At 35.6% G+C, this 15,836-nt stretch carries 12 protein-coding genes and 1 pseudogene; 12 read left to right on the top strand and 1 reads right to left on the bottom strand.

The window, feature by feature from the left end:
* The first annotated feature begins 84 nt into the window (after window positions 1-84).
* The 9 genes from HGO97_RS02760 to HGO97_RS02720 all read left to right on the top strand — a co-directional run bounded on the left by HGO97_RS02760 (window position 85) and on the right by HGO97_RS02720 (window position 13,634).
* Window positions 85-1,398, top strand: coding sequence for an LCP family protein (locus tag HGO97_RS02760; protein WP_216239222.1), 1,314 nt, complete (start codon window positions 85-87; stop codon window positions 1,396-1,398).
* Between the two features lie 28 nt (window positions 1,399-1,426).
* A complete protein-coding gene (locus HGO97_RS02755; protein ID WP_216239221.1) occupies window positions 1,427-2,878 on the top strand; it encodes a cohesin domain-containing protein in 1,452 nt (483 codons plus the stop codon).
* Window positions 2,879-3,107: 229 nt separating this feature from the next.
* On the top strand, window positions 3,108-5,564 hold the full coding sequence (locus tag HGO97_RS02750; protein WP_216239219.1) for an ArnT family glycosyltransferase: 2,457 nt from the start codon (window positions 3,108-3,110) through the stop codon (window positions 5,562-5,564).
* Window positions 5,565-5,699: 135 nt separating this feature from the next.
* On the top strand, window positions 5,700-6,476 hold the full coding sequence (locus HGO97_RS02745; RefSeq protein WP_216239218.1) for an ABC transporter permease: 777 nt from the start codon (window positions 5,700-5,702) through the stop codon (window positions 6,474-6,476).
* A gap of 10 nt (window positions 6,477-6,486) precedes the next feature.
* Window positions 6,487-7,224 (top strand): ABC transporter ATP-binding protein, encoded by a 738-nt coding sequence (locus HGO97_RS02740; protein WP_216239217.1) that lies wholly within the window; start codon window positions 6,487-6,489, stop codon window positions 7,222-7,224.
* A 16-nt stretch (window positions 7,225-7,240) separates the two neighbouring features.
* The gene (locus tag HGO97_RS02735) at window positions 7,241-7,828 is read left to right on the top strand and encodes a hypothetical protein (protein WP_216239216.1); all 588 of its coding nucleotides are present in this window, start codon (window positions 7,241-7,243) and stop codon (window positions 7,826-7,828) included.
* Window positions 7,829-7,857: 29 nt separating this feature from the next.
* On the top strand, window positions 7,858-10,347 hold the full coding sequence (locus tag HGO97_RS02730; RefSeq protein WP_216239215.1) for a glycosyltransferase family 2 protein: 2,490 nt from the start codon (window positions 7,858-7,860) through the stop codon (window positions 10,345-10,347).
* A 48-nt stretch (window positions 10,348-10,395) separates the two neighbouring features.
* A complete protein-coding gene (gene glmS, locus HGO97_RS02725; protein ID WP_216239213.1) occupies window positions 10,396-12,222 on the top strand; it encodes a glutamine--fructose-6-phosphate transaminase (isomerizing) in 1,827 nt (608 codons plus the stop codon).
* A gap of 101 nt (window positions 12,223-12,323) precedes the next feature.
* The gene (locus tag HGO97_RS02720; protein WP_168866512.1) at window positions 12,324-13,634 is read left to right on the top strand and encodes a S1C family serine protease; all 1,311 of its coding nucleotides are present in this window, start codon (window positions 12,324-12,326) and stop codon (window positions 13,632-13,634) included.
* Between the two features lie 76 nt (window positions 13,635-13,710).
* Here HGO97_RS02720 and HGO97_RS24365 read toward each other — a convergent pair.
* A pseudogene (locus HGO97_RS24365) lies at window positions 13,711-13,935 on the bottom strand (manganese catalase family protein); the annotation flags it as partial.
* Window positions 13,936-14,170: 235 nt separating this feature from the next.
* Here HGO97_RS24365 and HGO97_RS02710 point away from each other — a divergent pair.
* The 3 genes from HGO97_RS02710 to HGO97_RS02700 all read left to right on the top strand — a co-directional run bounded on the left by HGO97_RS02710 (window position 14,171) and on the right by HGO97_RS02700 (window position 15,742).
* A complete protein-coding gene (locus HGO97_RS02710) occupies window positions 14,171-15,007 on the top strand; it encodes a MerR family transcriptional regulator (protein ID WP_168866513.1) in 837 nt (278 codons plus the stop codon).
* 78 nt (window positions 15,008-15,085) lie between these two features.
* The gene (locus HGO97_RS02705; RefSeq protein ID WP_168866514.1) at window positions 15,086-15,562 is read left to right on the top strand and encodes an SAM-dependent methyltransferase; all 477 of its coding nucleotides are present in this window, start codon (window positions 15,086-15,088) and stop codon (window positions 15,560-15,562) included.
* Window positions 15,563-15,571: 9 nt separating this feature from the next.
* The gene (locus HGO97_RS02700; RefSeq protein ID WP_246597271.1) at window positions 15,572-15,742 is read left to right on the top strand and encodes a GNAT family N-acetyltransferase; all 171 of its coding nucleotides are present in this window, start codon (window positions 15,572-15,574) and stop codon (window positions 15,740-15,742) included.
* Window positions 15,743-15,836 lie beyond the last annotated feature (94 nt).

Genomic DNA, 15,836 nt, shown 5'->3' with positions numbered 1-15,836 from the left:
ATGAAAGTGATTGAAGTTTGTATAGAAATATTGTATGATAAAGTGTAATCATGAGTTTATGAATTTATTTAGGAAGGGTTTACAATGGTGAAGAAGAGAAATAGAAGACGCAGAAGACGAGCGCAGAGAGGGTTTATGGCGTGGGCTCTTTGGAAAAAGGTGCTGGCAATTGCCGGGGGGACGCTTGTTTTGTTGACAACAGCTGGGGTTGCTTTTGCAGCTTCAAAGTTAGGAAAGTTGGAAACTACTACGTTAGATACAGATAAGCTGAATATTTCAACAGAAATTGAACACAATGAGACGGGATACTTGAATGTTGCCCTTTTTGGTTTAGATTCGCGTGATGGCTCTCTTTCGTCAGGTGAACGCAGTGATACAATTATTATAGCAAGTTTAAACAGACAAACAAAAGAAGTAAAGCTTTGTTCTGTATTTAGAGATACATTATTACAACAGCCGGATGGGTCTTATAATAAAGCGAATGCTGCATATTCAACAGATGATGCAGAGGGCGCAATAGCAATGTTGAACAAAAATTTGGATATGGATATACAGCATTACGTTACAGTTAATTTCAATGCTTTAGTAGATGTAATTGATGAACTCGGAGGCATAGAACTTGATTTAACCGGGGAAGAAGTATTTTGGACAAATGGGTATTGTACAGAGACATCTAGAGTGACAGGTAAAAGTACGACAGAGCTTACAAAACCAGGAAAACAACTTTTGGATGGTGTACAGGCCACTTCATATTGTAGGATAAGATATACTCAAGGGGATGATTTTAAGAGGGCGGAAAGGCAGCGTACTGTATTGCAAGAGGTTGTAAATAAGGCACAAAAAGCTGATTTGTCTACTATTAACAGGATTATTGATAAGGTTTTTCCTAAAATTGCTACTAATTTTACTTTGACAGAAATACTGGCTTATGCAAAAGATGCGTTTGATTATAGTTTGACGGAGATGGAGGGGTTTCCATTTGATAAGACAACAGCTACGTTAACAGATGTTGGAAGTTCTGTTATTCCGGAAGGGTTTGAGGATAATGTGACAAAACTGCATAATTTTTTCTTTGGAAACGATGGATATACACCTTCATCTATTGTTAAGTCGATTGGATATGAGATACAAAGTTATACTGCTGGAAATGTTACAGATGAAGATCCTTCTGTTTATGAAATTCCAGAAGAAAGCTATTATTATGGAGAAAATTCGGGTGCTACAACAGAGAATAATGATTCAACGTATACATCCGACGCAGAAAATGCTCAAAATGGTAGTACATTACCAGAAAATGGGAGTACAAATAGTAGTGGTGGAGAGACTACAGAGATTCCTGAAACGGGAACAGATAATGAAGCGGGTTTTGGTGATAACCAAAATAATATAACAGAATAGAGAACGACGTGAAAACGAGGTAAGACAAATGGAAAAAATATTTAATAAAATCGGAATAACAATACTTTCGTTATGTGTTCTATGTTTGTGTATATCATTTAACACATTTGCAGCAGAGGGAACATTACAATTTTCAGATCCATCTGTGGCAGCAGGGGAAAAAGTTACAGTTACAGCAAAGGTTATTACCGGAGGAGCAGCAGTTGGAGATGTTGATATTACAGTAACCTATGATACATCTATTTTAGAGTTTATAAGTGGAACAAATGCAACTGGGAATGATGGAACAATTCAGTTATCTTCTAAAGGAGATGGTAGTTCGGATACTGCAGAGTTTACTATGGAGTTTATGGCTTTAAAAGAAGCTACGACAAAGATTCAAGCTACAGATTATACAGCATATCTTTATTCTGATGAGTCTTTGAATTTATCAACAGGAGATTCTACAGTTACTATTGAAGGTGGGACACCTGTTACTGAGAAAGAAAATAAAAATAGCAGTTCAGGTGGCGTTAAAGTAGAAATTGATGGTAAGTCATATACGATCAATGAAAAATTTTCAGAGGCAGCTATACCAAAGGGGTTTACGGCAGCGGAACTAGAATTAGATGGAAAACCTACAAAAGCGATGTACCAAGAGGTAAGTGGGCAGTATCTATACTATCTTGAAGATAGTGAAGGGAATTCAGATTACTTTCTTTATAGTACAGATGACGGCTCCTTTTCACAAACCGAAGTGATAGATGTGAATTCCGACCTGTCCATCTATTTAATGGATCACAAAGATAAAGAAGGTTTACCATCGGAATTTAAGGAAACGACGACAGATATAGGAGGCAAGGTATTTACGGCGTGGAATAATGTATCAGATAAGGATTATTATTTGGTGTACGCTTTGAGTAGTGATGGTGTAAAAGGATATTATCAATATGATTCAGTGGAGAAGACTTATCAACGTTATGCGTTGCCAGTTAATGAGAATAAAGAAAAACCAACAAACACATTAACAAGTAAAGTAATGAATTTTGTAGAAAAGTATTTAACTATTATTATGTGTGTAATATGGGGAGCGTTTTTATTACTTTTAATTATTGTTATTGTTCTTGGAGTAAAACTGTCACATAGAAATCAAGAAATTGATGATTTATATGATGAGTATGATTTAGACAATTCTCAAGTTGGAGATATCTCATATACTAAAAAGAAATCTAGAAAACAATTCATTGACTTCAGTGAAGATCAGGATGAGTATGATTATGTGGAAGACGATGATTATGATGACGATTTCGAAGATTATGATGAAGAGTACGATAGTGATGATTTGGATGAATATAGTGATGAAGAGTATGACAGCGATGATTATGACGACGATGATTTCGAAGATTATGATGATGAATTCTTTGAAGAGTATGACGATGAAAGCGAAGTACGAAAAAAGAAATCTGATGATGATTATTCTGTAAATTTTATAGATATCTAAAGATTAAACTAAATTACGCTTACTTCACATAGTTCTAAAGTATTATAAAAACTGTTTCTGATTTCTGACAGTTATATTACACAGGTTTTGATGTATTATATAAGATAAATCATACCGCAAAATCACCAGATTGTGTATTTGCGGTATGTTTTATGTTATGCAGAAAAACTGCCCCAGTATTTGCAGAAGTATAAAAGTGTATAGCTAAAAAGTATTTTGGAGGCTGCCCATGAAAAGTGTAGAAAATAAACAATTAAAACAGGATAAAACTAGAAGAAAGGTGCTAATGGGATCAATTGCTTTAATTATACTATTTACAGCTGTGCTGTTAATGCCTATTAAAGCTACTAATGTTACTTTACAATTTCAAACAGATGGATCAAAGAATGGAGAATTGTTGGATTTTACCTTAAAAACTCAAAATAAGGATGAATTTTCGAAAAAAGCTATACTTTATAATGGGATTGCAGAAATAGCACTAGATCCGAAGTATTATGGAATGGACTACCTTCAAATAAAACCAGAAGGGCCAGGAGTAGTATTAAATTCAATTAGTATCTATAGTGGAATCTTTGATACTTATCAGGATAAAATATTAAAAGAAATTATCCTAGATAATGAACAGTATTCACAATTAGAGGATGGGACAATTAGAATAAATGAAAATGTACTTAATAAAATGAGTAGGTGTCTAGAAACTGGTATGGTTTTAAAAAAGTACCTGCTATTTTTGATAGTCTTGATTTATAGTTTGTATATTGTTCATACACTAAAGACTGGGATAATATTAAAATATACAGAAATAGTTTTGTGGTCTGTACTGGCAGTAGTAATATTAATGGTGTTGTTTGGTGATAGGTTCCATTTACCTAATTCTTTTAATGTAGGATACAGCACTATTTCAGAAGGAAAGTCGTTGGACGAAGTTACACTCAATAAAGCAGTGTCGGGGAACTTCTTTTCCAGGGATAAGAGACTAAAGAAGATTCATATTGATTTTAGTTATGACGATGAATCGGTATATAGCGATTTAGGAGTTAGTGTTATAGATAAAGAAAATAGGGAACTTGTATATTCTCATGTTATTAATGCAGCTGATTTAGAAAGAATGAAATCTATTGAGGTTGTTTTTAAATCTCCAATTAGAAATTCTAATGAGAAAGTATATCAAATAAAAATAGAACCATTAGGGGCGACGAATTATAATACTTTGAAAGTCTGGCTTCAACCAGAAGGGGAACAAGAGCTGATGGGTGTGACAAGTTATTATGATTCATCATTATTGAGTAAAATGGTTTTTGCTGCCTCAGTTTTGGGAATAGCATTTTTGCTCTTATTAGTTTTTGGTTACAAAGATTTTAAGATTCCAACTAAAGCCTTAATTAGTATGGTATATATCGGGCTTTTATGCTATATGATTTTGCAGGTATTCTATTACGCAAAGTGTATTGGGCATACACCAGATGAATCTGCGCACATATCCTATGTACAATATTTATTAGAAAACAAAAAACTGATACCTAATTTTGCGAATATGCATATGTATAAATTACAGGATGGTGTGTATTTAGAACAGAATTCAACGAATTATTTGGGGCATCCACCACTATATTATTGGATGTTGACAATAATTCAAATGATTTTTGGAAGAACACAGGTCAACGTGAATCTTTTAAGAATGACATCTGCTGCGCTGGGAGTATTGGCGGTTGGTATTTGTTTTTATTTAGGGTACACAAGAATAAAAAGACGTATACCTTATATACATTTATTATATGCAATGGGAATAATAAGTGTTCCCTTTGTTACTTATGGATTTTCGGGTGTTAACAATGATACTTTATCATTTTTAGGGGTCGCGATAGCGTTTTGGGGCATACTTCGGTTTGAAGAGAAAAAACGAAATATGGTGTCTTATTTATTACTATCGATAGGAATGCTCTTTGTAGTCTTTAGTAAGTTGACAGCAGGAATCGTTTTGGGACTTGCGTATATTATTTATATTATTTATATATGTATTCATGAGAAAAGTATAAATTCAGTTTTTAACCGCTCATGTATTGTTGTAATTCCATTTATTATTGTTATAGCATCCTACTTTTTATTTATATATTACAAATATGGCGGTTTCCAGCCAAGCTTGGAACATCTGAACCCTTCGGAGTATGCTGCTTCAAATTTTTATGTGCCATTCGGAAATAGAACGGTATACTCCGTAAAAGATTATATACAACATTACTGGACGCTGTTTTTCTCGAGTTGGTCCGAAATTAGTTCACATATTTCTATAAGTAAATCTTCGAAATGGTTCGGGCTAGATCGAATTATATATATTATTTTGCTGATTTCACCTGCATTTTTATTTAAAATAAAAAATAAAATCAAAGGTGGCGAATTTTGTACAAGTATTTTTATAGGTATTTGTTTTGCAATTATCATGCAATTCTTCAATGCCTTTCAAAGATTTTATTATGCTTCTGGATATCCGGGTGGTTTCCAAAGTAGATACTATTTGTGCTGGGTACCGATATTAGCTTACTCTTTTGCGGGCATATTTGGCTATATTGAGTGTAAGAAAGAGGTTAATTCTGTAGCAATACGCATATGTAGAGTAAGTGCTGTTATATCTGTCATATTAATGGGATATGGGGGATTTATATATACGTTATTGGTTGGCAGAAATTAAAAAGGAGATTGCCCATAAGCTAAAATAGTGTATAATGGATAAAGAAGTTTTTAAAGAATAATTAGGTTGTTGTAAATAATCCAGGCCGTTGTAAATAGTTTTTACAGGCCTGGAATGACAGTAGGAGGAACTGGTTTGTCAAAGTATATACAGAATTTTTTAAAATTTAATCCATTGTTAATGGAACTTGTTGCAAGGGATATAAAAATAAAATATAGACGTTCTGTGCTAGGGGTCTTATGGACGTTATTAAATCCTCTTTGTATGATGATTATTCTATCTGTAGTATTTTCAAATTTATTTAAATTTGATATTGAGAATTTTCCATTATATATATTGAGTGGACAGGTAGTATTTAATTTCTTTTCAGATGCAACAAATGGAGCATTATCCTCTATTATTGGTAGTGCAGCTTTAATTAAGAAAGTGTATGTTCCCAAATACCTATTTGTGCTATCAAGGGTATTCTCAAGTTTCATCAATCTAATGGCATCTTTCACTGCATTATTAATTGTTATGGTTGCGACCAGAACAGAACTGCATTGGACATCATTTCTTGTACCAGTTCCGTTGTTATTGTTGGTTTTATTCTCATTGGGGATTGGTCTGATTCTAGCGGCTATTACTGTAAAATTTAGAGATGTTATGCATTTATATTCAGTATTTATAACGGCATTGCTGTATTTGACACCAGTAATTTATCCTATGTCGATTTTACCAACTTGGTTATATAAAATTGTAATGTTAAATCCGATAACCAATATTATGATTATGTTTCGTAGTGTAATGTTAAACAATACTGTTTTCAGCATTTCATCTTTAGTAGTTGCAATCATAGAAACAGCAGCGGCGCTAGTGATTGGATTATATGTTTTTTATAAGAACCAGGATAAATTTATATTAAATATATAGGAGTATAAAAATGGAAAAACAAACGGTAGTTAAAGTTGATCATGTTTCTATGAAGTTTAATTTGTCGTCAGAAAAGTTTGATAGTTTTAAAGAGTATTTTATAAAGAGTTTAAAAAAACAGGTTTCTTTTGATGAATTTTGGGCGTTGAAAGATGTATCATTTGAGGTTTTTAAAGGGGACTCCCTTGGATTGATCGGATTAAACGGCAGTGGGAAAAGCACTATGTTAAAGACAATTGCTGGAGTACTAAAGCCTACTAAGGGGAGTGTAGAAGTTTATGGAAATGTAGCTCCTTTAATTGAATTGGGGGCAGGATTTGACTTTGATTTGACAGCAAGAGAAAATGTTTATTTGAATGGTGCATTATTAGGATATTCTAGGAAGATAATGGATCAATATTATCAAGATATTGTTGACTTTTCTGAATTATCCGATTTTATGGATGTGCCAGTTAAAAATTTTTCCTCGGGAATGGTTTCAAGATTAGCATTTGCAATTGCAACAATTGGAATTCCGGATATTTTGATTGTCGATGAAGTGTTGTCAGTTGGCGATTTTAGATTTCAGCAGAAGTGTGAAAAGAGAATTCGAACTATGATGGAAAGTGGAACCACTATCTTATTTGTATCTCATAGCATAGAACAGGTAAAATCTATTTGCAATAAGATAGTTTGGTTGGAAAAAGGACAATTAAGAAAATTTGGTGATGCAGAAGTGATTTGTGAAGAATATAGTAAATGCTACTAATCATAGAGGGAATAATATGAAAAAAATTAAGAATTTAGTAATTATAATTTTGGTAGTAGTTGCTGCCTTTTTATATGCACATATAGGTAAGAATAACCTAATTTATGATAGAGAGGTTGATAATAGTGAATATGTGGCAACGGGGTCGGTTGCTAATATTGAACAATCTTTTATTTGTAGAGAAGATACACTAGATGGTGTGAGAGCAAAATGCCAGATTATAGGTAATATAGAAGATAAATTTGTGAAGTATTCTTTAATTGATGAGGAAAGTAATAAAGTATTGTTAAATGGGAAAGTATCAGCTAAAGAAGTTAAAAATAGTAAATTTTACTATTTTAAATTTGATACTTTACAGAATGCTCGAGGTCGTTCTTATAAAATAGTATTTGAAAATGAGAGTGAGGATGCAGGAATAGGATTCTTTTATCAGAAGGGGACTAAACCAGGGACAAAATTGAGTATTAATGATAAAGAAACATCAGGAACATTGATTATAAAAGCGGTAACAGAAAAATTTGATATAGAAACCTTTATAGTTTTGTTAGTATATATCATATATATATTGCTTTTCATTAAGTTCCTTTATAAATTATTTAAATAGAGCGAAAATGGAGAAAGGAAAGTAATGTAATGACATACAGATATTATATTGATCAAAAAAAATATCGTATAAAACCCAACGAAAGATATATACGAATTAATGGATGGTGTTTTGAAGAGCAGGGGAGGAAATTTTCATATAGAGCAGAAATCAATGGTAAGCCAGTTGAATGTAGTATTAAAACGATTATACGTCCAGATGTTCAGGAAAAGTTCAAAAATAAGTTTAAAGTGCCTGCAGATTGTGGTGTTCATATTAAGGTATATGTACAAGAAGGGATAAATCCGGAAAAATTTAGACTTTATCTAGTTAGTGAAAAGGAACAGAAGTGTATAGTTTATTTAGATAGGAAGAGGATAGAAAAAAGCATAGATGATAGTACTATTTCCTATAGACTAGATTATGTACATGCAGACCAATTAAAGATATTAGGTTCAGGATGGGCCACTTCAATAAAAGGTAGTGATGGAGTTACGATACGGGTCAAGGAAAAAGATAGTGGCAAAGATGTAGAGGTCAGGCTTCAGAGACAAAAGAGAAATGATATTTTAAATGCTGGCTTTATCGGAAAAGAAGATATTAATTGTGGCTTTACGTTTGAGTTTATCCATGAACCTAATCGTACTTATATTTTGGTAATAGAGGATGGAATAAAAAGAAAGAAAATACCTTTAGATGTTGAACAAATTAGGAAATATGAGAATGCGGAAAAGGTAAAAAGTTATTTAGCGAAATTTGTGAAATCTCTAAACAAAGAGAATATAGAAAAGGGGATACATTTTGTTAAGAAACATGGAATAAGAGGGTTTAGGAAACAAATTATTTCTTTTTTAAATAAAGGTAAAGACTATCAAAAATGGTTTGAAGAAAACAGAGTGACAGAAGAAGAACTTAAAAGACAAAGAAATGAAAGGCTGTATTGGACACCTAAGATTAGTATAATTGTTCCGACTTATAAAACACCAGAAGTTTTCTTGAGAGAAATGATTGAATCTGTAGTTAACCAAAGCTATACGAATTGGGAATTATGCATTGCTGACGGAAGTGGCGGAGATAAGAGCGTTGAGAAGATTTTAAAAGAATATGCTGATTGTGATGAGAGAGTTCGTTTTAAAATTTTGGAAGATAATTTAGGAATATCGGGAAATACTAATGCAGCTTTGGAAATGACAACGGGAGAATATGTAGGACTTTTTGATCATGATGATGTATTAACACCAAATGCACTTTATGAGGTTGTACATGCATTACAGAAAGTACATTATGATATTCTTTATACGGATGAGGATAAAATGTCAGGGGATGGCACGGCATTTAATGACCCTAATTTTAAACCTGATTTTAGTATGGATTTATTCCGTTCCCATAACTATATTACCCATTTTTTCGTTGTAAAAACAGATATTATTAAAAAAATCGGTGGCTTTAGAAGTGAATTTGATGGTTCGCAGGATTATGATCTTATGTTCCGGTGTATTGAAAATGCAGAAAGTATTAAACATATTCCTAAAGTCCTTTATCATTGGAGGATTCATGAAAATTCTGTTGCTGGTGATCCCTCCAGTAAAATGTATGCTTATGAAGCAGGAAAGCATGCTATTGAGGAGCATTTGAAGAGAGTGGGAATTAAAGCAACAGTAGAGCATGTAGGATTATGGGGAATGTATCATGTGAAATATGAAGTAGTAGATGAACCTAAACTATCAATTATCATACCTAATAAGGATCATGTTAAAGATTTAGATACATGTATAAAATCTATTCAGACAAAGAGTACTTATAAGAACTACGAATTTATTATTGTAGAGAATAATAGTGTTGAAGAGGAGACGTTTAACTTTTATAAAACACTAGAAGAAAATTTTGAAAATATTAAAGTAGTGACTTGGGATGGAATATTTAATTATTCTGCTATCAATAATTTTGGTGTTCAATATGCAACAGGAGACTATCTTCTCTTTTTGAATAACGATACTGAAATGATTACAGAAACAGCTCTTTCCGAAATGGTTGGAATATGTCTGCGCGATGAAGTTGGAGCTGTTGGAGCTAAGTTGTTGTATGAAGATGATACTGTGCAGCACGCCGGAATTGTAATAGGTTTTGGAAATTATGCTGGTCATGTCAATACAGGAATTGGTCGAGATGATTATGGGTATATGGTAAGAGCTAGGATTAACTGCAATTATAGTGCTGTGACAGCTGCATGCTTATTGACAAAGAAAAAAACTTTTGAGCAGGTGGGCGGATTTGACGAACAGTTTGCAGTGGCATGTAATGATGTCGATTTTTGTTTGAAATTGCGCGCAGAAGAGAAACTTGTTGTTTATAATGCGTTTTCAGAATGGTATCATTATGAGTCCAAATCAAGAGGGTATGAAGACACCCCTGAAAAATTAAAGAGATTTGAAGACGAAGTTGAAAAATTTCAAAAAAAATGGCCTGGAATATTGAAGGACGGAGATCCATATTACAATCCTAATTTTGCAATTAATCAAGCACCATTTACATTAGCATAACAGACAACTCATATACTTGATCATTTTACTGGAAGAAGGGAGTACATTATGTGTGGAATAGTTGGATACGTAGGTGAAAAGCAGGCAGCCCCAATCTTGTTAGACGGTTTATCTAAATTGGAGTATCGGGGATATGATTCAGCGGGAATCGCTGTTTATAATGGGGAAGAGATTGGAATGAAGAAGTCCAAGGGGAGGCTGAAAGTATTAAGTGAATTGACCCATGACGGTGAAATGATGCCGGGAATGATTGGAATTGGTCATACCAGATGGGCGACCCACGGGGAACCGTCAGACATTAATGCGCATCCTCATTTTAATAAAGACCAGAGCATTGTTGTAGTACACAATGGAATCATAGAAAATTATCTAAAGCTTAAGAAGAAATTGACAGCCAAAGGATATGAGTTCATTTCAGATACGGATACAGAGGTAATTGCACACTTGCTGGATTACTATTACCATGGAAATCCTCTTCAGACAATCACGAAGATCATGCATCGTATGGAGGGTTCTTATGCACTGGGGATCATGTTTAAGGACCACCCGGATGAGTTGTATGCAGTACGTAAGGACAGCCCGCTGATCGTGGGAGAGTCAGAGAGGGGATGCATCATCGCCTCAGATGTTCCGGCAGTCTTAAAGTACACCAGAGATGTCTATTTTATAGAAAATGAAGAAATTGTTCGTATGACAAAGGATTCTATGGAGTTCTTTAATGTGGACGAGGAACAGATCGAGAAAGAATCTACCCACATCGATTGGGACGTGGATGCCGCAGAAAAAGGCGGTTATGAGCACTTTATGCTGAAAGAGATGTATGAACAGCCTAAGGCTGTCACAGATACCTTTTCACCAAGAATCAAAGGGAACGATATTGTGATAGAAGAATTGGGTATGACAGATGAGGAGATTCGTGCGATCCGCAAGATCATGATCGTAGCCTGCGGCTCTGCATATCATGCAGGGGTAACGAGCAAATACGTATTTGAGGGGATGGCAAGAATCCCGGTGGAAGTGGACGTGGCATCTGAGTACCGTTATCGTGATCCAATCATAGATGAGGGGACCTTAGTGGTAATCATCAGCCAGTCAGGTGAAACAGCGGATTCGCTTGCTGCACTCAGAGAATCAAAGGCCAGAGGAGCTAGAGTCCTGGGAATTGTTAATGTGGTAGGAAGTTCGATCGCCAGAGAGGCAGATAATGTAATGTATACCTGGGCAGGCCCTGAGATTGCGGTAGCGACCACAAAGGCTTATTCCTGTCAATTGATTGCAATGTATCTTCTGGCTATGAAATTTGCAAAAGTCCGTGGTCAGGTAACCGAAAATGAAATGAAAAGATACATAGAAGACATGAAGCGGCTTCCAGATCAGATTGAACTGCTTTTAAATAATCAGAATCGAATCCAGAAGTTCGCGAACCGTTATCTTGCTGCCAGAGACGTATTTTTTATCGGAAGAGGGATTGACTACGCTATTTCGATGGAAGGGTCTCTAAAGCTTAAGGAGATTTCTTATATCCATTCGGAAGCATACGCCGCAGGCGAGCTTAAGCATGGCACGATTTCTCTGATTGAAGAAGGAACACTAGTTGCAGCCGTGCTGACGCAGGAAGACCTGTATAAAAAGATGATCAGCAATATGGTAGAAGTGCGCACCAGGGGAGCTTTTGTCCTGGCTGTGACGAATGAAGGAAATGATGAAGTGGAACGCGCTGCCGATTATGTGATCTATATCCCGGAAACGAATCAATATTTCACAAATTCTCTTGCGATTATTCCACTGCAATTGTTCGGGTACTATATTTCAGTGGGCAGAGGCTGTGACGTGGATAAACCAAGGAACCTGGCTAAATCGGTAACAGTTGAGTAAATAATTGATTGTTTCAAAGTTTGTTAAATAAATGAACACAATTCCATCACAAAGACCCGTTATGATATCAATATAAAATACAAGAGAAAGAAGGAATTTGTATGGAAAACCAATATAATTATTACAATCCCGAAGGACAGCAGGGGAATGCTCAGTATAATAACCAGCAGAATTTTGACGGCCCGGAAAAAAAACCGAAACAGAAAAAGAAGATGCCAAAGGCTGTAGTAGTAACCGGATGCGCCCTGCTTTTTGGAGTGGTATCAAGTGCCACATTTATTACCTCCAACATCGTTGGAAGCAAGCTGCTTGGACTCAATGACAGCACAGTCAGCTCCACGAAGACAGCAGCTCCGGTCAGTAATGCATCCCTGACGAAGACCTCCAATGTAGTGACCTCCGATGTATCAGGCATTGTAAAGAGTGTGATGCCTTCTGTTGTATCTATCACGAACATGAGCGTGCAGCAGGTACAGGATTTCTTCGGTGGAGTTTCCCAGCAGGAGAGTAAGAGTGCTGGTACAGGAATCATTATTTCACAGAATGATAAGGAACTGCTGATCGTGACCAATAACCATGTGGTAGAGGGCAGCGAGACGTTGACCGTAACATTCAATGACAATACGAGTCTGGAAGCAGACATTAAGGGAACAGATCCGGCACATGACCTGGCAGTGATCGCAGTTCCGCTCAGTTCAATATCCGATAGTACAATGGATGCAATTGCAGTTGCTACACTAGGTGATTCTTCAAAGATTCAGGTAGGAGAGCCGGCCATTGCAATCGGAAATGCACTTGGTTATGGACAGTCCGTTACAACGGGCGTTATCAGTGCCACAGACCGTGAGAGCACGACAACGGATCAGATGACTGGGGAGACAAAGACCAGTGATGTCAAGCTGATTCAGACAGATGCAGCAATTAATCCAGGCAACAGCGGCGGTGCCCTTGTCAATGCAAGTGGCGAGGTCATTGGAATCAACTCCGCAAAGCTGGTCGGAAGTTCTGTGGAAGGTGTCGGATATGCCATCCCGATCAGTGATGTGTCAGATATTATTACGAATTTGATGAACCAGAAGACTAAGACCAAGGTCGCCGAGGCAGACAGAGGATATCTCGGGATTACCGGTTTTGATGTAACATCCGAATACGCAGAGAGATTCAGCATGCCTCTGGGCGTATATGTCACAGATGTCAGTAATGGAGGCGGCGCCAAAGACGCAGGCATGACCAAAGGCTGCATCATTACAGAATTGAATGGTACAACAATTGATAGTATGAATACCCTGCAGGAACAACTGAAATATTATGCAAAAGGTGAAAAGGTGAAATTGACCGTACAGGTTCCGGGGAATAGCGGGGAATATGTAGAAAAATCCTATGATGTGGTATTGGGAGCAAAATCTGAGTAAAAGGAAAGCTCTTGAAGCAAAAGAGACGGCTGTGTTTAAGCCGTCTTTTTTGCTTGATGAAAGAGTTTTTCTGCTGTTATCTACAATTTCCATCCTGACGTATATCGAATTCAGGATTGATGGCATAGAAGTTTTTACTGTCCAAATGATCCTGAACGATTCTAAGGCTTTCACCAAAACGCTGATAATGAACGACTTCACGTGCACGCAGGAAGCGGATCGGTTCACATACCTCAGGGTCCTTGACAAGCCGCAGGATATTATCGTAGGTGGTTCTGGCTTTTTGTTCTGCTGCAACCTCATAAGAACAACATAGGCGAAAAGCCTTATAAACACGTTGTTTTTCGTGGTACAGGCTTTCCCTGGCTGCGATTGCATAAGAACAAAAAGTATATTATATAGAAGATAAAACAAACTATCCTGCAAAAATTCCATAGTTTCGATAGAGACGTGTTGTATACTTCTATGATGAGTCTTTTCTTATTGAAGTATAAAAAAACAACATCTATAATCAGTGGTAGGAATGGAGGGATAGAATGTTTAGAATTGGTGAGTTTTCAAAATTAATACAAGTATCTGTTCGGATGTTACGATATTATGATGAAACAGGTCTTTTAAAACCTGCTGAAATTGACACTTGGACAGGATACCGTATGTACTCTGTTGAACAAATTCCTACTTTAAACAAAATCATATATCTACGTGATAGCGGATTTAATGTATCTGAAATAGCCATCGCACTGAGTTGTGATGACAACACTTTAACAATTGAACTGCTTGAGAAAAAACAGTGTGAAATAAAAAAGAATATGCAGCTAGAACAAGAAAAGTTAATGAAAATCGAAACAGCAAAACAAGAATTATTGAACGGAAAAAATGAGATACATTATAATGTTTCCATTAAGTCTATTCCCAGTTATTACGTTTTGTCACTTAGAAAAGTAATACCTAATTATTATGCAGAGGGTGAACTGTGGAAAGAATTATCCGATTTTGCTAAAGAAAGAAACATTGACCTTTCAGAAGATACATTCTCCATTTACCATGATGAGGATTATCGAGAAGAAAATGTAGATGTTGAATTATGTGCAAAGGTAAATAAGTCTGGACAAGATATAGGCAGCTTTAAATTCTATTATACGAACCCTGTCCCTATCATGGCTTGCACTATGGTTTATGGTGATTTCTCTAATATATCTATTGCATATAATGTGTTTGCCAAATGGCTTCAAAAAAACAGTCAGTACACGATGTATGGTGAAAACAGACAAATTGTACACCGTGGTCCTTGGAATGAAGTAGATCCACAAAAATATCTAACTGAAATTCAAATACCGTTGAAAAGAATGGAAAAAATGTCTTGTGATAATTAGCAAGACGTTTTTTATTGACTCTCACATGGTGTGAGGGTTTACTGTTTGATTACAGATAAATAGAAGGAGGAAAAAAATATGACGATATATAAAGTAAATTCAATTGGAGTTATCTGTAACAACGAGGAGGGGGTGTTTATTAAACTTGAGCCACAATTTATACCAGCTTTAAAAGCACTTGAGGGTTTTAGCCATATCAATGTGTTTTGGTGGTTCAGTGATTTTGATAGTGAGCAATTTAGGTCTACATTAGTAACAGATCAGCCTTACAAAAATGCTCCCGAACAAATGGGCATTTTTGCTACAAGATCGCCAATACGACCAAACCCTATTGCATTAACGGTAGTAGAGGTTATTAAAATTGATTATCAAAATGGTATCATACAAATTGGATATATTGATGCTAATGATAACACCCCATTACTTGATATTAAACCTTACACGCCTAGTCTGGATAGAGTTGAAGTGCCTGTTGTGCCAGAGTGGTGTAATCATTGGCCGAAAAGCTTAGAACAATCCGCTTCCTTTGCCTGGGAAAATGAATTTAATTTTTAGGAGTGAAGAATGATGAGTTTACAGGATTTTGTATATGAAAAACCAACGATTGATACAGAACATCTTATGTTAAGAGTCTTAACTCCAAATGATATTGAAGATTTAAAAGAGTGGATTAGTGATTTATCAATATATAAATATTGGGGAAAACAGCCCTCTAAGGTGTTACTGCTCACATGAACTGTCACCAAACTGACTTTTTTATTTGTCAGGAAACAGCTCATATTTGTGTCATTTAGTGTTTGGGCAGGCAGGTGATCTGCCTGCCCATGAA

The sequence above is a fragment of the Faecalicatena faecalis genome (assembly GCF_012524165.2).
Lineage (GTDB): Bacteria > Bacillota > Clostridia > Lachnospirales > Lachnospiraceae > Faecalicatena_A > Faecalicatena_A faecalis.
The sequence above is the reverse complement of the archived record's forward strand: the minus strand, read 5'-3'. Positions and strand labels throughout refer to the sequence as shown.